Genomic DNA, 19,258 nt, shown 5'->3' with positions numbered 1-19,258 from the left:
CGCGCCCTCCGTCACAGCAGGATCCGCATGGGCGCCTGCAGCAGGTCCCGCAGGTCCAGGGCGAACTTGGCCGCCACGGCGCCGTCGATCAGCCGGTGGTCAAAGGTGAAGGACACCCGCATGACCTGGTGCTTGGAGATGGTCCCCTCGTCGTCCATGACCAGCTCGTCCTCCACGGCGCACACACCCAGGATCCCGGCGTCCGGCTGGTTGATGATGGGCGTGAAGCTCTCCACGCCGAACATGCCCAGGTTGGAGACGGTGAAGGTGGAGCCCTTGTACTCGTCCGCCGTGAGATGGTTGTTCTTGGCCCGCTCCGCCAGGTCCCGGGCGGCGGCGGACAGGGCGTCCAGGCTCAGCCGGTCGGCGTCCCGGATCACGGGGACGATGAGTCCCGCGTCCAGGGCCACGGCCATGCCCAAATTCACATGGGCCCGCTGGATCATCTGGCCGCCGTCGTAACTGACCAGGATCTCCGGGTGCTGGCGCAGGACCTTGGCAACGGCCTTGAGGATCAGATCGTTGACGGAGTACTTGGTGCCGCTCTCCTGCTGGAGGAGCTTGCGGAACCGCATCAGCTCCGTCACGTCCACCTTGGTGGTCTGGGTCACGGAGGGGATCTCGCTGTGGGACCGGGACATCCGCTCCGCCACCACCTTGCGCATGCCGGTGAGCTTCGTCACGGTGTCGCCCTCCATCAGCTCCAGCCCGGCAGACGCCGGGGCGGGCGCAGGCGCGGGCACAGGGGCGGGCGCAGGGGCCGCAGCGGTCTCCTTTTGGGCCTGGGCCGCGGCCAGGATATCCCGCTGGACGATCCGGCCGGAGGGGCCGGTGCCCCGGAGGGCCGTGTAGTCCACGCCCAGCTTGGCCGCAGTCTTGCGGGCCAGGGGGGAGATGCGGATCCGGGCGCCGTTGGGCGCGGCCGCAGGCGCGGGCGCGGCAGGCGCGGCAGCCGCAGGGGCAGCCGCGGGTGCGGCGGGTGCGGCATCAGGGGCGGAGCCGCCCACGGCCTCGCCGCTCTGGCCGATGTAAGCCAGCAGACCCTTGACGGGGATGTCCTCCCCCTCCTGGGCCACGATCTTCAAAAGGACGCCGTCGTGCTCGCTGAGGACCTCATTGGTCAGCTTGTCGGTGGTGATCTCCAGGATGGCCTCCCCGGCCTTCACGGCCTCGCCCTCCTGTTTGAGCCACTTGGAGACGGTGCCCTCCTCCATGGTCAGCCCCAGCTGGGGCATCAACACTTCATATGCCATGCTCGTCCCCTCCTTACTTGTTCAGAACCCGCTTGACCGCCCGGACGATGTCCTCCGGGTGGGGGAAGTTCTGATCCTCCAGCACCGGGCTGAAGGGCGAGCAGATGTTCAGGCCGCATACCCGCTCCACCGGGGCGTCCAGCTCGTCGAAGAGCTCCTCGGCGATCTGGGCGGAGAGTTCGCCGGCGTAGCTGCCGCGCTTGACCTCCTCGGAGACGATGACCACGTTGTGGGTCTTGGACACGGAGCGGACGATGGCGTCCCAGTCCAGAGGCACCAGGCTCCGCAGGTCCAGGACCTCCACGCTGATGCCCTGGGCGGCCAGGGTCTCCGCGGCCTCCAGAGAGAAGTTCACCTCCCGGCTCCAGGTGATGACGGTCAGGTCGGTGCCCTCCCGCTTCACCTCCGCCTGGCCCAGGGGGATCACGTACTCGCCCTCGGGGATCTCCTCCTTGCGGGCGTAGAGCAGCTTGTGCTCCAGGAAAATGACGGGGTCGTCGTCCCGGATGGCGGCCTTCAGCATGCCCTTGGCGTCCTTGGCGGTGCAGGGGGCCACCACCTTCAAGCCCGGGAAGTGGCAGAAGAAGTTTTCCAGGGACTGGGAGTGCTGGCCGGCGTTGCGGCGGCCGGCGCCCATGGGGGCCCGCAGGACCATGGGCACGTTGCACTGGCCGCCGGTCATGTAGCGGATCTTGGCGGCCTGGTTGAACAGGGGATCGGCGCACTCGGTGGCGAAGTCGTCGTACATCAGCTCCACCACGGGCCGCATCCCCCGGACGGCGGCGCCCACGGCCATGCCCACGAAGCCCTCCTCGGAAATGGGGGTGTCAATGACCCGGTTGGGGCCGAATTCCTCCAGGAAGCCCTTGGTGATGGCGAACACGTTGCCCATGACCGCCATGTCCTCGCCCATGATAAAGACCTTCTCGTCCCGGAGCATCTCCTCGTGCAAAGCCTCGCCGATGGCCTTGCTGACAGTGATCTTCTTGCTCATCTCGCCACACACCTTTCGTTGTCGCTCACATACATGTCATCCAGCACCGTGGCAGGATCGGGATAGGGGGACTCGTCGGCGAACTTCACCGCCGCGGCCATCTCCTCCTCTGCCGCCTGCTTGACGGCCTCCAGCTCCTCCGCCGTCGCACCGGCGTCCAGCAGGCGCCGGCCCAGCTTCTCGATGCCGTCCTTTTCCAGGGCCTCCTCCATGTACTCCTTGGGCCGGTATACCGCCGGGTCGCCGCAGTAGTGGCCCTGATAGCGGTACACCTTGGCCTCCACCACGTAGGGGCCCTGGCCGGAGCGGGCGTGGTCCATGGCGGTGACCATGGCCTCGTAGACCGCGGTGGCGTCGGTGCCGTCCACTACGGCGTAGGGCACGCCGTAGGCCGCGGCACGGGAGGCCAGGTCCGGCGTGTTGGTGACCCGGTGGATCTCCGTGGACACGCCGTAGCAGTTGTTCTCAATGAACCACACCAGGGGCAGCTTCCAGGCGGCCGCCATGTTCAGCGCCTCGTGGAAGGAGCCCTCGTTGGTGGAGCCGTCGCCGAAGCACCCCACGGTGACCGCGCCGTCGCCCATGATCTTGGAGGCCAGGGCGCTGCCGGCGGAGATGGGCTGGCCCGCGCCCACGATGCCGTTGGCGCCCAGGTGGTTCATCTTCTCCATGTCCGCGATGTGCATGGAGCCGCCCTTGCCCTTGCAGTAGCCGGTGGCCTTGCCGAACAGCTCCGCCATGGCCAGATTGGGGTCCGCGCCCCGGGCGATGGCGTGGCCGTGGCCCCGGTGGGTGGAGGTGAAGTAGTCCTGGGGACCGATGGCCGCAAAGGCGCCGGCCTCCGCCGCCTCCTGCCCGATGCTCAGGTGGATGTTGCCCGCCAGCATTCCCTTGGTGAAGCACTCGGCGGCCTTCTCCTCAAAGGCGCGGATGCGGACCATGGTGCGGTAGAGCTGCATCAGGAAGTCTTTTTCATAGGTTGCCACGATTTCACACGACCTTTCTCGTTACTTCAGTGGGTGATGGAATAGTAAAGGAACACAGGGATCAGGGACAGCAGCGGCAGGATCACCGTCTCCACCGCCACGTGCTTGTAGCCCTTCTTGTAGGACACGCCGGACAGGGCAAACAGCATGACCACGGTGCCGTTCCAGGGCAGGGTATCCAGGCCGCCGCAGGCGATGGAGGCCACCCGGTGGATGATCTCCGGGGTGTAGCCCCAGGACATGAAGGTCTCGCCGAACAGCTCCAGGGCGATGGTCAGACCGCCGGAGGCGGAGCCGGTGATGCCGGCGATGATGGTGGTGATGGCCGCCACCTTCAGGAGGCCCGGCAGAGGCAGGTTGATGATGTTGCCCTGGATCAGGGCGAACACATCCGTGGCGGAGATGACCTTGCCCACGCCTACCACGGAGGCGATGATGATGCAGGGGAAGATGCCGTTGTTGAAGCCCTCGGACACCACGTCCCGGATACCGGTGAGGCCGCCCAGGGACTTCCAGAACATCAGCACCGACAGCACGCAGCCGGCGCCCAGACCGTAGAGCAGCTCCACCTTCACACCGTTGATGAGGACGAAGGCCACCACCATGGGGATCAGGGACACCCAGAAGCCCGGGGCCCGCCCCTCCAGCTCCGCCTCGTCCAGGGTGCCGCCCTGGACCTGATAGAGCTCAATGGCCGCCTCGGGGGTATCCCGGCCCTTCTTGGCCTCCCAGGAGAGATAGCCCACGCCGAACACCACCATGAACAGCGTGGCCAGCACGCCCTCCACCGGGGCGGCGGTCAGGGACGTGCCCAGGATCTGAGAGGGAATGATGTTCTGCATCTGCAGACTGCCGGGCATCTGGCCCATGGCAAAGGTGGCGATGGCCAGGCCGGTGATGCCGGGGAACAAGTACCAGGGGATGCCCGCCTTGGGGAAGAGGATCTTGGCGAAGGGCAGCAGCACGAAGATCATAACAGTGACCTGGATGCCGCCGTAGACCAGGAGGCCGCCCACCAGCACGTAGATCAGCAGGGTCCACTGGGTGCCCGCCTTGTTGATGAGGGTGCTGCTGATGCGCCAGGTGGCGCCGCTCTTGTCATACAGCGCGCCCAGCAGGGCACCCATGGCGAAGATGACCAGCCAGCTGCCCACGAAGTCCTTCATGCCGATCAGGAAGGGGCCCTCCGCACCCACCATGGACGCCGCCACCGGCAGGCCGCTGAACAGCGCCACCAGGGACGCCGCAATGACCGCCGCCAGGAACATGCTGATTTTTTTGTACGCCGCAAAGACCAGGACGCCAAATGCCAGGAGAATTCCTACCACGCTCAGTACGATCATATCTCTCTTCCTTTCGATCTTTGTTGGTCCCGGCTCACGCCGGTTCGGGATATGCCTCCTTTTTGAATTCAATTTCCCTATGTCGTATTGTAGAGCGTGGCGAGCTTATAGTAAAATACCGATAAATTATCCATAAATAACAAGAATTTATGGTTGGCTTGTGAAAAATTTATCTATAGTATCCACTAGCATAAGGCCGTCTTGACTTTTTTATAACTCTATCTTATTCTTTAGTCAAGAAAATTCCGGAAAGGCGGGTACGGCAATGTTCAATCTGCGGCACCTCCAGTATCTCAACGCGGTATATCGGTATAAGAATTTCACCAAGGCCAGCGAGGCCCTCTATGTCTCCCAGCCGGCCATCTCCAGCGCCATCAGCGCTTTGGAGACGGAGCTGGGCGCCAAGCTGATCGTACGCAACTCCAAAAAGGTGGCCTTTACCTATGAGGGCGAGCAGTTCATGGTCTGGACCCAGCGGATCCTGCGGCTGTGCACGGAGACAGAGAACGCCATGCAGGATCTTGCCAACTCCGCAGAGCAGCGGCTGCGGCTGGGGATGTCCCACGCCTTCACCGACCTGGTCCCCCGGATCTTCTCCACCTTCACCGAGCAGCATCCCCGGGCCCAGATCTATCTGGACGAAGGCTCCATGAACAAGCATGTGGAGATGGTGCGAAGCGAGCAGCTGGATCTGGCCTACAATGGTTTTCCCGAGGGACCCGGCGCGGAGGACTTTGAGCGGATCCCCATTGTCAAGGCGGAGATCCACGCGGTGCTGCATCCCGACTCCCCTCTGGCGGAGCTGGAGCGGATCCCCCTGCGGCTCCTGGCCCAGGAGAGGCTGATCATGATGGACGTGCAGTCCAAGGTGTGCCGGGTCATGACCCAGGAATTTGAACGATATCAGATCACCCCCAACATCGTGCTCAATTACAACCAGATCCTCTGCATGGTAAACCTGGTGTGGTCCTGCCGCCACGTGGGCATTATCAGCGCCGTGGAGGGCCAGCGGGTGCCCGGCTGCGAGGGGCTGGTCCTGCGCCCCTTTCAGGAGCCGCTGGTCTTTGACGTAGGAATTTTTATGAAAAAGGGACGGTATCTGCCCAAGCTGGGCTGGGAGCTGATCCGCTTTCTCCGGCAGACCTGCCCGGCATCCCCCGCAGCCTCTGGTGAGGGATGCTGAACTGCTCCGCCGGAGCGCCATGCCGCGGGTCTGCCCGCTTCAAAACCAGGTCCGGGCGTCTGCTCTGCGCGTGAGAGCAGGCGCCCCTTTTCTTTACCCCGCTTATGGCGCCGCGCAGAAAAACGGCTGTTTTTTGCTTCTTTATCGCCCAAATTGTAGAAAATTTCCCGCCCCGTTTGTCCAATCATACAAAATCATTCGTTTTTTTAAGTCAATATTGACTTTTCCTCCAATATCCATTTATGACGGTCTCAACAGATGAGAACGTTCTCAAAGCGTTAGGAGAACCCTATGGCAGCAACGATCATTGATGTGGCAAAGCTGTGCGGCTACTCCAAGGCCACCGTGTCCCGGGCCTACGCCTCGCCGGAGACGGTCAGCGAAAAGACCCGGGAGAAGGTATACGCCGCGGCGAAAAAGCTGAACTACGCCCCAAATGCCATCGCCAGAGCGATGGTCCGTCAGCAGACGGAGAACATCGCCTTTATCATCCACGAAAAGCAGTATCCCGCCATTTTGAACCCCTTCTACTCCCCGCTGCTGGAGGCAGCCATGCAGGAGGGGACCCGCCGTAATTACAGCCTCTTCGTCACCACCAGTCAGGACATCCGGCTGCCCAATGGCGACGTGTGCATCAAAAAGCACATGGACGGCGTGATCTTTGCCGGCGAGGCCGACCTCCAGGCCATCGAGGCCTACCGCAGGCAGAACATCCCCGTGGTGCTGGTAAACAACCGGCTGGACCTGGAGGGTCTGCTGTGTGTCTCGGCGGACCACTACCACGGCGCCGTCCTGGCCACCGCCCACCTGTGTGAGCGGGGTCACCGCAAAATCGGCCTGCTGGCGGGCCGGTTCTCTCCCCAGGTCCGGGATGCCCGGGCGGAGGGGTTCTTTCGGACCCTGTCTGATCACGGTCTCACTGCAGATCCCCGGTTCGTGGTGGAACTGGATCCCACCCTGGAGGACAGCGAAGAGACCGCAGCCCGGCTGCTGCGCCAGCCGGACCGCCCCACGGCCTTCTTCTGTACCAACGACACCATCGCAGCCGGCGCCATGAAGGCGGCCTTCCGGGCGGGGCTGAGAATCCCCGAGGACCTGGCCATCGTCGGCTTTGACGACAGCTTTATCAGCCGTGTGGTGGCACCGGAGCTGACTACCGTGCGGATCGACGTGGATCAGATGGGCCGCCTGGCGGCGCAGAAGCTCTTCGACCTGATCGGCGGAGAGGAGATCCGCGAGACGCAGATCGAGATTCCAACTGAGCTGGTGATCCGGGGGACCACCTGACGGCGAAGCCGCCGAGACCCCGGATTCCGATAGAAGCTATTTGACAGAAAAGAGGTGAATGGATGCACGTTACAGTGATCAACGTGGGATACGGCGACACGATCCTGGTGGAACCCTCCGACCGCTTCCGGCTGCTGCTGGACGGCGGAAGCGCCCTCCCCTCGGAATTTGAGGGGGACCCCTACCGGATCCGGGCGGCGTCGTATTTGAAGGCCCGGGGGATTCGGCAGCTGGACGCCGTGGTGATCTCCCATATCCACGAAGACCACGTCTGCGGCCTGGAGGCCGTTCTGGAGCAGACAGAGGTGGGCCGCATTTACGTGCCCTACCCGGTGGAGCCCTTCCTGGCCGGCTGCGAGCTGGCCCCTGCCGCCGGCGCCGCCCGGAGCGTCCCGCTCTACACCAACGCGCTGAATGCATACCGGCGGATCCTGCTGCGTGCCCGGGAAGCGCACATCCCCATCACAGTGGTGCGGGCCGGGGACACCCTGGACCTGGACGGCGCCGCCCGGATGCGGGTGTTGGCGCCGCAGGAGGAAGTCCTGTCCGACTATATGGACCTGGTGGAGCAGGCCTATCGCCAAAGGGAGGATGCATCGGCCGTCACGGCCTGTCTGACACGGCTGGATGCCCTGTCCAACCGGACCAGCCTGCTGCTGCGCTTTGAATTGGGGACACACGTCCTGCTCAGCGCCGCGGACAGCTGTCCCAAGGAGTGGTCCCAGATCCCTAAATTTTTACTCGAAAATGTAAACGTTCTCAAATTGCCGCATCACGGGCAGATCGATTCGATTTCCGAACAATTCATGGCGAATATGCCCTTGGCGTTCGTTATTACCACCTCCGCCTCCGACCGGCGCTACAACAGCGCCAACCCGGCGGTCTACCAGCGGCTGGCCGCCCTGTTTCCGCCGGAGCGGGCCCCGCAGTTCCTGTTTTCCGACGAGCGGGAATACCCCCCCTATTTCTCCCGCCCCGAGGGATTCCAGGCCATCACCCTGGCAATGGATTCCGGTGGGATCATTCCGGAATTCGTGAAAGTATAAAAATTCAGAAAAAGGAGAATTCACGATGAAGAAACTGATGTCTCTGGCTCTCGCCCTTCTCATGGTCCTCAGCCTTGCGGCCTGCGGCGGCAAGGACACCGCCTCCGACGGCGGCTCCCAGGACGCCCAGCAGACCGCTGACGCCTCCTGGCCCGAGAAAGAAATCACGATCATCCAGCCCTGGAGCCTGGGCGGCGGTCCCGACGTCATCACCCGGCAGATCGCCTCTTACAGCCAGGAGTACCTGGGCGTGCCCATGATCGTGGAGAACCACACCGGCGGTTCCGGCACCATCGGCATGAACGACTTCCTGGACGCGGCGGATGACGGCTACACCCTGTTCTACTGCAACGGTCCCCTGTTCTCCCTGACCCCCAGCTTCATCGACGTGGACTACACCATTGACGACATCACGCCTCTGGCCGGTATCCGCATCACCGAGTTCGTGGTCCTGGCCAACGGCTCCAGCGGCATCACCAACATCCAGGAGCTGGTGGACTACGCCAACGCCGGCCACACCGTCACCTACGCCACCACCGGCGGTCCCGGCAACGACAGCTACACCATGATCTCCGCCCTGTTCGCCATTCTGGACATCCCCTCCGAGCCCGTGGTCTATGACGGCGGCCAGGAGGCCATCAACGCCCTGATGGGCGGCCACGTGGACGTGGCCATCGGCTCTCCTCCGACCTACCGCGACTACGTCATCAGCGGCGACCTCAACTGCCTGGGCACCTTCATCCCCGAGGGCCTGGACGTGGAGGGCATCGGCCACATTGACTCCTTCAAGGACCAGGGCATCGACGTGGAGTTCACCGGCATGGACTACTTCGCCGTCCGCTCCACCGTGGACGAGAGCAAGCAGGAGATCCTGCGGGAGTTCATCCAGAAGGTCTACGCCGATCCCGAGTTCCAGGAGTTCATGGAGGGCATGGGCAACGCCGTGTGGAACGCCGGCTCTGAAGAGATCCTCAGCATGGTGGCCGCTCAGTCCGAGGCCATGACCAAGTACATCCCCCTGGTCCAGTAATCCTTCGGCGCCCCATGGTCGCATCGGGCATGGGGCGCCTCCTTCCTCAACATGGAGGTACATCGACATGAAGATCAAATACAATACGGAGATGATCTCCGGCACCGTGTTCACCATTCTGGGCGCGGTGATGTGGTTCCTGATCCCCTCCCAGATCCGGACCATGGAAAAAACCGCCATCAATGCCCAGACCCTGCCCCGCATCGCCATCGGCGGGATTTTTCTCTTCGCCGTCTGCCTGCTGCTGGAGGGGATCTTTGCCCGGGAGAAAAAAGAGCTGGTCATCACCCGGGAGAGCTTCCGCTCCGAGGGGTTCCGCAAGGAGATGCGCTCCGTCCTGTACGCGCTGTTCCTGGTGGCGTACTGCTTTGCCGTGGAGCCGTTGGGCTTCATCCTCTCGACCGTCATCCTGGTGGTCGCGATCATGATCTACTTCGGCGCGCGCAAATGGTATTATTACGCGATCCCCCTTGCCATGGTCGGCGTGGTGTACTATGTGTTCGCCGTGTTCCTCCATGTCTCGCTGCCGTGATGAGAAAGGAGAATGCTTGTGGAACAATTTTTAGGCGGGCTTGAGATCCTGGCCCAGTGGCAGAACTTCCTGGTCATCCCCCTGGGTCTGGCCATCGGCATCGTGGTGGGCGCCATCCCCGGTCTGACCTCAGACCTGGGACTGATTTTGTGCATCCCGCTGACGTACAGCATGGATCCCACCATGGCGATTTTGATGCTGCTGGCCATCTACTGCGGCGGCACCTACGGCGGGTCCATCACCGCCATTCTCATCAACACCCCCGGCACCTCCGCCAACGCGGCGACGCTCTTTGACGGCTATCCCATGACCGTCAAGGGCAAGGCTTTCAAGGCGCTGCAGATGGCGCTGTATGCCTCCACCGTGGGCGGTCTTATCAGCGCCCTGGCGCTGCTGTTCCTGGCGCCCCCCATTGCCAAGATCACCCTGCTGTTCGGCCCCGCGGAGTATTTCGCCCTGGCGGTGTTCGGCCTGTCGGTCATCGCCGGCGTGTCCAACAACAGCATCTTCAAGGGCCTGATCGGCGCGTGCATCGGCCTGTTCATGGCCACGGTGGGCACGGACGCCATCAGCGGCACGGCCCGGTTCATCTTCGGCCAGCGCAAGCTCATGGCCGGCATCGACCTGATCATCGCCCTGATCGGCCTGTTCGCCATCTCGGAGATCCTGATGAAGTCCCAGTACAACCCCAAGACAGACCACAAGACCATCAGTGCCTCCGCCATCACCAAGGACAAGATCACCAAGGACGAGTACCGCCGCTGCCGCAAGCCCATTGCCATCGGCTCTCTGATCGGCGTGATCATCGGCGCCACGCCCGGCACCGGCGGCGGCCTGGCGGCGTTCATCGCCTACAACCAGACCAAGCAGCTGTCCAAGCACCCGGAGACCTTCGGCCACGGCGAGATCGAGGGCGTGGCGGCCTCCGAGTCCGCCAACAACGGCGCCTGCGGCGCCACCATGATCCCCATGCTGACCCTGGGCGTCCCCGGTGACGGGTCCACCGCCATCCTCATGGGCGCCTTCATGCTCCATGGCATGGTGCCCGGCCCCACGCTGTTCTCTGAACAGGGGAGCGTACTGTACGCCATCATGCTGGGCCTGATCGTGGTGAACGTGTTTATGTACATCCTGGGCAGCGGCTTCACCCGCTTTTACGCCCACATCACCCGGATCCCCTATGAGATCCTGGCGCCCATCGTGCTGACCTTCTGCATTGCGGGCTCCTACTCCACCAACAACCGGGTGTATGACATCTACATCATCCTGATCTTCGGCATCGTGTCCTATTTCCTGCGCCGCATGGACTTCCAGCTGGTGCCCATCCTGCTGGGCATGGTGCTGGGCCCCCTGGCCGAGAAGAACTTCCGGCGGGCCATGGTGGTCTCCGGCGGCAGCGCCGAGATCTTCTTCACCCGCCCCATCAGCTGCGCCTTCATCCTGATCGCCGTGGGTTCCGTGCTGCTGTTTGCCTGGCGGAACTACAAGGCAAGGAGCAAAGCCAAGCAGGCGTAAGCGCCCCGCATCTCCACACCTGGACCCCTGGGATCCTCTGGATCCCGGGGGTTCATCATGGTTTCGAAGTCCCGCGCTGCGCAAGGGGGCTTTGCTCCCCGGGCCCTTCCGGACCGCTCCGGAAGGGCGGATCCCCTTTTCCGCTTCCATCCAGCAGAATTCCGCATCCGCAGCAAGAGCCGGCGCCGCATCAGCGGCGCCGGCTCTTGTTTTCTCTCAGCGAAGGACCCGCACGCAGCGGTCGATCAGAGTCATATAGACCTCGTCTCCCTCGGTGAAGCGCTCTGTCAGCTGGGGGTTGTAGACCTCCACAATGGTGGGCTGGTCACCCAACATGACCTCGTACTCCACCTTGGCACCGTAGTAGGTGGCCCGGGATACCCGGCCCGGCAGCTGGCCCTGGTCGGCGGAGAGCTGGATGGACTCCGGCCGAACCGCCAGGCAGCAGGGACCGTCCTTCTGGACATCCTGCATCTTGCCGGGGACGGGGATGGAGATGGTCTTGCCCCCCACCTCCACCAGGGCGGTCTGGCCGTCCAGCCCGCGGAAGGTGCCGTCGATGAAGTTGGCCTTTCCGATGAAGTTTGCCACAAAGCGGCTGTTGGGCTGCTCATAGATCTCCGTGGGGGAGCCCTGCTGGCAGATGACGCCGTCCTTCATGATGACCACCCGGTCGGAGATGGCCATGGCCTCGGACTGATCGTGGGTCACGTACAGGGAGGTGATGCCCAGCCGCTTCTGGAGCGCCCGCAGGTCATCCCGCATGCTCTCCCGCAGCTTGGCGTCCAGGTTGGACAAAGGCTCGTCAAACAGCAGCACGCTGGGCTCGATCACGACAGCCCGGGCCAGGGCCACCCGCTGCTGCTGGCCGCCGGATAGCTGGTTGGGGAACCGCCGTTCCAGCCCCTTGAGCTGCATCATCTCCACCACGCCGTTGGTCCGCTCCACCAGCTCGCTCTGGGAGACCTTGGCCACCTTCAGTCCGTAGGCAATATTCTCCCAGATGTTCAGGTGGGGAAACAGGGCGTAGCTCTGGAACACCATGGAGATGCCCCGCTTGTTGGGGGGGACCTTGGCCACGTCCCGGTCGCCGATCAGAACGCTGCCGCTGGTGGGATACTCAAAGCCGGAGATCATCCGCAGGGTGGTGGTCTTGCCGCAGCCCGAGGGGCCCAGCAGCGTCACCATCTCCCCGTCCTGGATGTGGAGGTTGATATGATCCACCGCCACAAAGTCCTTGCCGGTGTCCGGCTGCTGGAAGATCTTGGTCACATCTTTCAAAATTACGCTGGAGCTCTTCTTGCCCAGGCGTTCCGTGGTCTGATTGCTCATTTCGTTTCCTCCGTTTTCTCAGGGTTTGCGCCGACGCCCTTGGGCACCCGGGACCGCGGTGCCAGCAGCAGGTTGATCAGGCCGTTGAAGATGCCGATGAATACCAGCAGAATGACCACCATCATGGTGACGAAGGCCGCCGCCTGGCTGTACTTGGCCTGGTCGAACAGGGTATAGATCTTGCTGGTGACCAGGTTCCACCGGGGCGAGACCAGGAAGATGACCGCGCTGACGGCGGTGATGGCCTTCACGAAGGAGTACACGATGCCGGAGAAAAAGGCATTGCGCAGCATAGGCAGCGTGATGCGGCGGAAGGAGTAGCCGCTGCCGGCGCCCAGGATGGTGGAGGCCTCCTCAATGGAGTTGTCGATCTGCAGCAGCGTGGTGGTACCGGACTCGATGGCCACCGGCATATTGCGGAACACGAACACGATCACCAGAATGGCGGCGGTGCCGGTCAGCACCAGGAAGCCGGTGTTGAAGGCCAGGATATAGGCGATGCCCAGCACGGTGCCGGGAACCGCGAACATCAGCACGGAGGACACTTCAATGAACCGCTTGCCGTAGTAATTGCGCTTGGCGGTGATGTAGGCGATGACCATACCCAGAAGTCCGCCCAGCAGCGCGGCCACAAGACCCAGGATCATGGAGTTTTTCAGGCTGTCCCAGCCCTGCTGCAGGGCCCGGCTGTACTGGTCCAGGGTCAGGGAGTAGTTGTAGCCCCACGTCTGGACAAAGGAGCCGAAGACCACGGTGCCGTAAAAGAGAATGATGACGGCAGCCACCAGCATACAGAAGATGAACAGGGGCCACTTGATGTGGGCCTCGTCCATCAGCTTGCGGGCCTGGGTGGGCTTGCCGGTGACGGTGACGAAGCTCTTCTTGTTGACCCAGTACTTGTTCAGCAAAAAGGCCACCATAGCAGGCACCAGCATCAAAAGGGCCAGAGCGGAGCCCTTGCGCATATCGTAGCTGCCGTTGATGATCTGGTAGACCTCCACGGAGAGGGTGGTGAAGTCGCCTCCGATGGTGGCGGGGTTGGAGAAGTCCTCCAGGGACTGGATGAACACCAGCAGGCACCCGGAGATGATGCCCGGCAGGGACAGGGGGAAGGTCACCGTCCAGAAGGTATGCCACCGGCTCGCGCCCATGTTGCAGGCGGCGTCCTCTACCGAGGCGTCAATGGAGGAGAGAATGCCGGATAGGGTCATGTAGGCGATGGGGAAAAAGCTGATGACCTGCACCACCACCAGACTGCCCATGCCGTAGACGTTATTGCCCGTGATGCCCAGCAGCTCCTTGGTGATGAGTCCCTGCTTGCCGAAGAGGAAAATGATGGACAGGGACAAGATGAAGGGCGGGGACAGGATGGGCAGTGTGGCAATGGTTTTGAGAAAGCCCTTGCAGGGCACGTTGGTGCGGGTGATGGTGAAAGCGAAAATATAGCCGATAAAGGTGGAGATCACCGCCACCACCACGCCCAGGGCCATGGTGCGGCCGAAGGTCTTGAGATACCGGGTGGTGGTGAACAGCTGCTTCAGGGAGGCCAGGGAGACCGCGCCGGACTCATCCGTGACGCTGAAGAGCAGCACCTTGGCCAGGGGGAAGATGACGAAGAGCACCAGAAGGGCAATGGTGGCCAATACGGCGATCAGCAGCACCGGCTGGCGCAGAATCATTTTCGTCTCATTGCGCTTTTTCAGACGGGCGGCGCTCTTTCCGCCCGTTCCGGGAGAATTTGCCATGTATGTTCCTCCTGCGTTTGATGGATTCCCTTGGAAAGGGGCCTTCCCCCCGTGAAGGGGGGAAGGCCGAAGCTTTCGAAAAAGCGAAAAATCTTGTGCGGCGGGAAGGAAGAGAGTTACGAGAGGAACCCAGGAAGGGTTCCTTTCGTTTTCAATCGTCCGTTTTTGCGCCTTTTGGAAAGGCGCAAAAACCTTTCCCAGCCCGTTGAAAAAATTTTTTCAACGGGCTGGGCCTTCCCCCCTTCACGGGGGGAAGGCCGTCAGGTATTTCAAAGAATTATTCCGCGGGAGCGCCGGCGATGTTGGCCTCGAACTGCTCGGTGAAGGCGGTCTTGTTCTCGGCGGCCCAGACGGCGTCATAGTCGATGACGGCCACAGAGTCCAGGGTCACCAGGCCCTCGGCCGGGGTGGCCTGGGTGTTGACGGGCACCCGGAAGGAGTTGTTCTCGGCGTACAGGTTCTGACCCTCAGCGGAGCACATGAAGTCGATGAACTTCTTGGCGTTCTCCTGCTGATCGGCGGGGCCGCCCTTGATCAGAGCCATGGCGCCCACCTCGTAGCCGGTGCCGTCAGTGGGGAAGCTCAGCTCGATGGGATAGCCCTCCACGGTGGGCTGCAGGCCGTCGTGAGAGAAGGTCAGAGCAATGGCAGCCTCGCCCAGCGCCACGGAGTTGGGGGCGTTGGCGCCGGATTTGGTGTACTGGGACATGTTCTTGTCCAGCTCCTTCAGGTAATCCCACACAGCGTCCTCGCCCTTGAGCTGGATCAGCGTGGCCAGCACGGTGTAGGCGGTGCCGGAGGTGGCGGGGTGGGCCATGATGACCATGTTCTCATACTTGGGATCCAGCAGGTCGTCCCAGCTGGTGGGATAGTCGTAGCCCTTCTCGGCGAACCACTCCTTGTTGCAGGCAAAGGCGATGGCGCCCACATAGATGGGGTTCCAGGTGCCGGTGGGGTCGATGTAGGTCTCAGGGGCGTTTTCCAGCTCCGGAGACTGATAGGGCTCCAGCAGGCCCTGGTCCACAGCGGCGATGTAGTTGTCGGTGGAACCGCCGAACATCAGCGCAGCCTGAGGATTGTCCTTCTCAGCCGCCACGCGGGTGAGCATTTCACCGGCGGACAGGCGCAGGGCGTTGACCTTGATGCCGGTTGCCTCCTCAAAGGCGTTGAAGTAGTAGGCCACCTCAGCCTCGGGGAACGCGGTGTAGACGGTCAGCTCATTGCTGCCGGAGGCCTGTGCCTCGCCGCCGTCGCTGTCGCCGGCAGGCGCCGTGTCTCCGCCGCCTCCGCAGGCAGCCAGGGCCAGCAGCATCATCGCAGAGAGGAGCAGTGCCAAAAAGCGCTTCGTTTTTTTCATCGTACAGCCTTCCTTTCTTGTCCGTTGGGGGTAAAGTGGGATGTGGTATCCACGACCGCATGGATCGGAAACCGTTGTGGTACCGTCCTCTCCCGGAGGGCGGCAAAGCGGTCCGCCGCAAATGTAAGCGGATACATTGAAGATTCCGCAGCAAAAACGGCGGGAAGGGGCAATGCAATGGGTACTCGGTGCTTTTTGATGGACCCAACCAGATCCAACGCAAGGAAATCCTTCTATTTTCCGGCATCAAGAACTCCGGCAGCATTTAAAAAAAGCGCCCGAAGTTGAGTGGAAACGCAAGAAAAAGTCTTTAAAAATTCAGATCGCTTTACTTTTTCTTCGTTTTTCCCGAAAAAAGGAATTTCAACTAAAAAGTTTTGTTTTTTCAATCGCCCTCCCCTTCTACTGTGAAAATATACAAAAAATAGCAAATTAAAGCATCTTTTTTGTGTGCCCTTATCATAGCAGATAACAGAAAGCAATGCAAGCTTATCTTTTCCTTGAAACCGCTTACATTTCCAGTTTGCTTTTATCTGTCCGCAGCGTTTCTGGACAGGCGGCCGGTTCTTGTGGTAAACTGTCCCCATCAGCTGAAGGAGGTGCCGCCATGCCGGTGAATGTCAAAGGGATGATCGCCGATACGTTCATGCAGCTGTCCCGGGAGAAAAATGTGGACAAGATCACAGTCAAGGACCTGGTGGAACGGTGCGGCATTTCCCGGCAGACCTTTTACTATCACTTCCAGGACCTTCTGGAGGTCATCGAGTGGTCCATGCAGCAGGCCTTTCAGACCCTGCTGACACGCAGCCTGTCCTCCGACGACCCGGAGGCGGTCCTCCGGGACTTCATCTCCGCCTCCGCCGAGGCGGACGTGCTGCTGCAAAAGCTGCTGCATTCTCAGCGTCGGGAGCAGATTGAGGGGATCATGGTGCGCTCTGTCCGGACCTACCTCCAGGAGCTGCTGCGCAGCAAGGGGGCCCGGAACAATCTCTCCTATGAGGACACAGAGATCGCCCTGAGCTTCTGCGCCTGCGGTATCGTGGGGCTGCTGCTGGAATACGGCGGGAAGAACGTGGACCGGGAGAAGCTGGCCTGCCAGATGCGCCGTCTGCTGTTCGACCGCACCGGCCAGGCCCCGGAACGCTGAGCGGACCCGCGGGTCCGGCGCACCATCCTGACAAAATCCCCGGAGTGTCAAGGAATTTGACACTCCGGGGATTTTGTCTGAACATACGGCGGGATCTGCCCATGGCGGTCCCGCCGTCCGTCTGCTATAACCATATATCAAAGGAAGCCGCTGAGAGGAGATGGGGCCAACGTATCCCAAGGAAGAGATTTTTTCCGGCAAGCTCCGGGAGCTGGCGCGGCAGCAGCAGCAGACGGCAGCGCAGTTCCGCCGGTATGAACAGGCAGATCTGCAGCAGATCCGCCTGGAGCTGGAGCAGCTGCAACAGGAGGAAGCGGATGCGGAGCGGCGCCTGCGGCAAAGCGCCGACACCGGCCGCTCCCCGGCGGTAGCGGCCCTGTCCCGGGCCCAGCTGGACTACCTGCGCCGGGTCCGAGTCATCTTGCAGGAAAAGCTGCCCGGCTATCTCCACAGCGAGGGAGCCGACGCGCTGGAGGACCAGGCGGAAGCGGCGTGCCTCTATGGTGAATACGCCATGGACGCGGCCGCCCAGGCCATACACCATGCCCTGCTTGCGGCGCTGCGGGCCAAGGAGCTGCGGATGCGCTGCCAGGAGCAGGCATCACCAAACCACACCGAGGAGGAATCCACATGAACGAAGTGAAGTCACCCAAAAAGCCTCTGCTGTACTATTACGGCATCGTACTGCTGGTACTGATGCTCTTCAACTTTCTGGCCATGCCCTGGCTGGCCCAGCGGCAGGTGCGGGAGGTGGACTACGGCACCTTTATGACCATGACCGAGGAAAAGCAGATCGGCCAGGTGGAGGTGCAGGAGAACCAGATCCTTTTCACCGACAAGGACAGCGGACAGATCTACAAGACCGGTGTCATGAACGATCCGGACCTGATCTACCGGCTGAAGGACTCCGGCGCGGTGTTTGCCAGCGAGATCGTGGAGCAGATGTCCCCCTTCCTCTCCTTCCTGCTGAGCTGGCTGCTGCCCATCCTGATCTTCGTGGGGCTGGGGCAGCTGATGTCCCGGCGGATGATGAACAAGGCCGGCGGCCCCAACTCCATGATGTTCGGCGCGGGCCGCTCCAGCGCCAAGATCTACGTAAAATCCGCCGAGGGCATCAAGTTCTCCGACGTGGCCGGTGAGGACGAGGCCAAGGAGAGCCTCACCGAGGTCGTGGAATACCTCCACAACCCCGGCAAGTACAGGGAGATCGGCGCTTCCATGCCCAAGGGCATTTTGCTGGTGGGCCCTCCGGGCACCGGCAAGACCATGCTGGCCAAGGCCGTGGCCGGCGAGGCCAGCGTCCCCTTCTTCTCCATCTCCGGCTCCGAGTTTGTGGAGATGTTCGTGGGCATGGGCGCCAGCAAGGTCCGGGACCTGTTCCGCCAGGCCAAGGAAAAGGCCCCCTGCATCGTCTTTATCGATGAGATCGACGCCATCGGCAAAAAGCGGGACGGCCAGATGGGCGGCAACGACGAGCGGGAGCAAACGTTGAACCAGCTGCTCACCGAGATGGACGGCTTTGAGGGCAACACCGGCGTCATCATCCTGGCCGCCACCAACCGTCCCGAGTCCCTGGATCCGGCCCTGACCCGTCCCGGCCGCTTCGACCGCCGGGTGCCGGTGGAGCTGCCGGACCTGAAGGGCCGGGAGGAGATCTTAAAGGTCCACGCCAAAAAGATCAAAGTGGCGGACGACGTGGATTTCCGCCAGATCGCCCGGATGGCCTCCGGCGCCTCCGGCGCGGAGCTGGCCAACATCATCAACGAAGCGGCCCTGCGGGCTGTCCGGGACGGGCGGCGCTTTGTCACCCAGTCCGATCTGGAGGAGAGCATCGAGGTGGTCATCGCCGGCTACCAGAAGAAAAACGCCATCCTCACGGACAAGGAGAAGTGGACCGTGGCCTACCACGAGATCGGCCATGCCCTGGTGGCCGCCAAGCAGAACCACTCCGCCCCGGTCCAGAAGATCACCATTATCCCCCGGACCTCCGGCGCCCTGGGCTACACCATGCAGGTGGAGGAGGGCAACCACTACCTGATGACCAAGGAGGAGATCGAAAACAAGATCGCCACCTATACCGGCGGCCGCGCAGCGGAGGAAGTGGTGTTCGGCACCATCTCCACCGGCGCCTCCAACGACATTGAACAGGCCACCAAACTGGCCCGGGCCATGATCACCCGGTATGGCATGAGCCGGGACTTCGACATGGTGGCCCTGGAGACGGTACACAACCAGTACCTGGGCGGCGACGCCTCCCTGACCTGCTCCGGCGAGACTGCGGCGGAGGTGGACCGGCAGGTGGTGGACCTGGTGAAAAAGCAGCATGAAAAGGCGGCGTCCATCCTGCTGGAGAACCGGGAAAAGCTGGACGAGCTGGCCAAATTCCTCTACGAAAAGGAAACCATCACCGGCGAGGAGTTCATGCAGATCCTGAACAAGTAAGACGGCGGTCAAAGCCGGCGCCAGGCGCCCAAAGCATCTGGCCGGGCCCCAGTGTCGGAGGTCCCG

17 protein-coding genes are annotated in these 19,258 nt (G+C 62.2%); 9 read left to right on the top strand and 8 right to left on the bottom strand.

What is annotated here, in order from left to right:
• Positions 1-11 precede the first annotated feature (11 nt).
• The 4 genes from ACVDHE_RS07335 to ACVDHE_RS07320 are packed head-to-tail and all read right to left on the bottom strand — an operon-like array spanning position 12 to position 4,576.
• Entirely contained in the window at positions 12-1,253 is a 1,242-nt protein-coding gene (locus tag ACVDHE_RS07335; protein WP_458886101.1) for a dihydrolipoamide acetyltransferase family protein, read from the bottom strand.
• Positions 1,254-1,266: 13 nt separating this feature from the next.
• Positions 1,267-2,247 carry an alpha-ketoacid dehydrogenase subunit beta gene (locus tag ACVDHE_RS07330; protein ID WP_213037440.1) on the bottom strand — a complete coding sequence of 327 codons (981 nt, stop codon included), beginning with the start codon at positions 2,245-2,247 and terminating at the stop codon, positions 1,267-1,269.
• The gene (locus tag ACVDHE_RS07325; protein WP_458886100.1) at positions 2,244-3,233 is read right to left on the bottom strand and encodes a thiamine pyrophosphate-dependent dehydrogenase E1 component subunit alpha; all 990 of its coding nucleotides are present in this window, start codon (positions 3,231-3,233) and stop codon (positions 2,244-2,246) included. The genes ACVDHE_RS07330 and ACVDHE_RS07325 overlap by 4 nt, the downstream gene beginning before the upstream one ends.
• Positions 3,234-3,259: 26 nt before the next feature.
• The gene (locus tag ACVDHE_RS07320; RefSeq protein WP_213037439.1) at positions 3,260-4,576 is read right to left on the bottom strand and encodes a GntP family permease; all 1,317 of its coding nucleotides are present in this window, start codon (positions 4,574-4,576) and stop codon (positions 3,260-3,262) included.
• A 265-nt stretch (positions 4,577-4,841) separates the two neighbouring features.
• Between ACVDHE_RS07320 and ACVDHE_RS07315 the strand changes: the two genes are divergently transcribed.
• From ACVDHE_RS07315 to ACVDHE_RS07290, 6 genes are all read left to right on the top strand, one after another.
• On the top strand, positions 4,842-5,759 hold the full coding sequence (locus tag ACVDHE_RS07315; RefSeq protein WP_458886099.1) for a LysR family transcriptional regulator: 918 nt from the start codon (positions 4,842-4,844) through the stop codon (positions 5,757-5,759).
• A 291-nt stretch (positions 5,760-6,050) separates the two neighbouring features.
• On the top strand, positions 6,051-7,046 hold the full coding sequence (locus ACVDHE_RS07310) for a LacI family DNA-binding transcriptional regulator (protein ID WP_213037437.1): 996 nt from the start codon (positions 6,051-6,053) through the stop codon (positions 7,044-7,046).
• A 62-nt stretch (positions 7,047-7,108) separates the two neighbouring features.
• Positions 7,109-8,092, top strand: a complete 984-nt coding sequence (locus ACVDHE_RS07305; protein WP_458886098.1) for a ComEC/Rec2 family competence protein — start codon at positions 7,109-7,111, stop codon at positions 8,090-8,092.
• Between the two features lie 25 nt (positions 8,093-8,117).
• On the top strand, positions 8,118-9,122 hold the full coding sequence (locus tag ACVDHE_RS07300; RefSeq protein ID WP_458886097.1) for a Bug family tripartite tricarboxylate transporter substrate binding protein: 1,005 nt from the start codon (positions 8,118-8,120) through the stop codon (positions 9,120-9,122).
• Positions 9,123-9,189: 67 nt separating this feature from the next.
• Entirely contained in the window at positions 9,190-9,654 is a 465-nt protein-coding gene (locus ACVDHE_RS07295) for a tripartite tricarboxylate transporter TctB family protein (RefSeq protein ID WP_213037435.1), read from the top strand.
• 18 nt (positions 9,655-9,672) lie between these two features.
• Complete coding sequence (locus tag ACVDHE_RS07290) at positions 9,673-11,169, top strand: tripartite tricarboxylate transporter permease (RefSeq protein WP_458886096.1); 1,497 nt, start codon at positions 9,673-9,675, stop codon at positions 11,167-11,169.
• 216 nt (positions 11,170-11,385) lie between these two features.
• Here the strand turns inward: ACVDHE_RS07290 and ACVDHE_RS07285 are convergent, their stop codons facing one another.
• From ACVDHE_RS07285 to ACVDHE_RS07270, 4 genes are all read right to left on the bottom strand, one after another.
• Positions 11,386-12,501: an ABC transporter ATP-binding protein gene (locus ACVDHE_RS07285; RefSeq protein WP_213037433.1), complete on the bottom strand. Its 1,116-nt coding sequence runs from the start codon at positions 12,499-12,501 to the stop codon at positions 11,386-11,388.
• Complete coding sequence (locus ACVDHE_RS07280) at positions 12,498-14,246, bottom strand: ABC transporter permease (protein ID WP_213037432.1); 1,749 nt, start codon at positions 14,244-14,246, stop codon at positions 12,498-12,500. The genes ACVDHE_RS07285 and ACVDHE_RS07280 overlap by 4 nt, the downstream gene beginning before the upstream one ends.
• Before the next feature lie 277 nt (positions 14,247-14,523).
• On the bottom strand, positions 14,524-15,603 hold the full coding sequence (locus ACVDHE_RS07275) for an ABC transporter substrate-binding protein (RefSeq protein ID WP_213037431.1): 1,080 nt from the start codon (positions 15,601-15,603) through the stop codon (positions 14,524-14,526).
• 233 nt (positions 15,604-15,836) lie between these two features.
• On the bottom strand, positions 15,837-16,190 hold the full coding sequence (locus ACVDHE_RS07270; protein ID WP_458886095.1) for a hypothetical protein: 354 nt from the start codon (positions 16,188-16,190) through the stop codon (positions 15,837-15,839).
• A 20-nt stretch (positions 16,191-16,210) separates the two neighbouring features.
• Here ACVDHE_RS07270 and ACVDHE_RS07265 point away from each other — a divergent pair, with 20 nt between their 5' ends.
• The 3 genes from ACVDHE_RS07265 to ftsH all read left to right on the top strand — a co-directional run bounded on the left by ACVDHE_RS07265 (position 16,211) and on the right by ftsH (position 19,192).
• Positions 16,211-16,750 (top strand): TetR/AcrR family transcriptional regulator C-terminal domain-containing protein, encoded by a 540-nt coding sequence (locus ACVDHE_RS07265; RefSeq protein WP_458886094.1) that lies wholly within the window; start codon positions 16,211-16,213, stop codon positions 16,748-16,750.
• Between the two features lie 160 nt (positions 16,751-16,910).
• Positions 16,911-17,384: a hypothetical protein gene (locus tag ACVDHE_RS07260; protein ID WP_458886093.1), complete on the top strand. Its 474-nt coding sequence runs from the start codon at positions 16,911-16,913 to the stop codon at positions 17,382-17,384.
• Positions 17,381-19,192, top strand: a complete 1,812-nt coding sequence (ftsH, locus tag ACVDHE_RS07255) for an ATP-dependent zinc metalloprotease FtsH (RefSeq protein WP_458886092.1) — start codon at positions 17,381-17,383, stop codon at positions 19,190-19,192. Before ACVDHE_RS07260 ends, ftsH begins: the two co-directional genes overlap by 4 nt.
• Positions 19,193-19,258 lie beyond the last annotated feature (66 nt).

Source organism: Dysosmobacter sp. Phy (assembly GCF_054476235.1).
The sequence above is the reverse complement of the archived record's forward strand: the minus strand, read 5'-3'. Positions and strand labels throughout refer to the sequence as shown.

Excerpts from the sequence above, each read along its gene's own strand:
- ACVDHE_RS07335 (WP_458886101.1), bottom strand. The coding sequence starts at position 1,253 with ATGGCATATGAAGTGTTGATGCCCCAGCTGGGGCTGACCATGGAGGAG.
- ACVDHE_RS07330 (WP_213037440.1), bottom strand. The coding sequence starts at position 2,247 with ATGAGCAAGAAGATCACTGTCAGCAAGGCCATCGGCGAGGCTTTGCAC.
- ACVDHE_RS07320 (WP_213037439.1), bottom strand. The coding sequence starts at position 4,576 with ATGATCGTACTGAGCGTGGTAGGAATTCTCCTGGCATTTGGCGTCCTG.
- ACVDHE_RS07315 (WP_458886099.1), top strand. The coding sequence starts at position 4,842 with ATGTTCAATCTGCGGCACCTCCAGTATCTCAACGCGGTATATCGGTAT.
- ACVDHE_RS07310 (WP_213037437.1), top strand. The coding sequence starts at position 6,051 with ATGGCAGCAACGATCATTGATGTGGCAAAGCTGTGCGGCTACTCCAAG.
- ACVDHE_RS07305 (WP_458886098.1), top strand. The coding sequence starts at position 7,109 with ATGCACGTTACAGTGATCAACGTGGGATACGGCGACACGATCCTGGTG.
- ACVDHE_RS07300 (WP_458886097.1), top strand. The coding sequence starts at position 8,118 with ATGAAGAAACTGATGTCTCTGGCTCTCGCCCTTCTCATGGTCCTCAGC.
- ACVDHE_RS07295 (WP_213037435.1), top strand. The coding sequence starts at position 9,190 with ATGAAGATCAAATACAATACGGAGATGATCTCCGGCACCGTGTTCACC.
- ACVDHE_RS07285 (WP_213037433.1), bottom strand. The coding sequence starts at position 12,501 with ATGAGCAATCAGACCACGGAACGCCTGGGCAAGAAGAGCTCCAGCGTA.
- ACVDHE_RS07280 (WP_213037432.1), bottom strand. The coding sequence starts at position 14,246 with ATGGCAAATTCTCCCGGAACGGGCGGAAAGAGCGCCGCCCGTCTGAAA.
- ACVDHE_RS07275 (WP_213037431.1), bottom strand. The coding sequence starts at position 15,603 with ATGAAAAAAACGAAGCGCTTTTTGGCACTGCTCCTCTCTGCGATGATG.
- ACVDHE_RS07270 (WP_458886095.1), bottom strand. The coding sequence starts at position 16,190 with ATGGGGACAGTTTACCACAAGAACCGGCCGCCTGTCCAGAAACGCTGC.
- ACVDHE_RS07265 (WP_458886094.1), top strand. The coding sequence starts at position 16,211 with ATGCCGGTGAATGTCAAAGGGATGATCGCCGATACGTTCATGCAGCTG.
- ACVDHE_RS07260 (WP_458886093.1), top strand. The coding sequence starts at position 16,911 with ATGGGGCCAACGTATCCCAAGGAAGAGATTTTTTCCGGCAAGCTCCGG.
- ftsH (WP_458886092.1), top strand. The coding sequence starts at position 17,381 with ATGAACGAAGTGAAGTCACCCAAAAAGCCTCTGCTGTACTATTACGGC.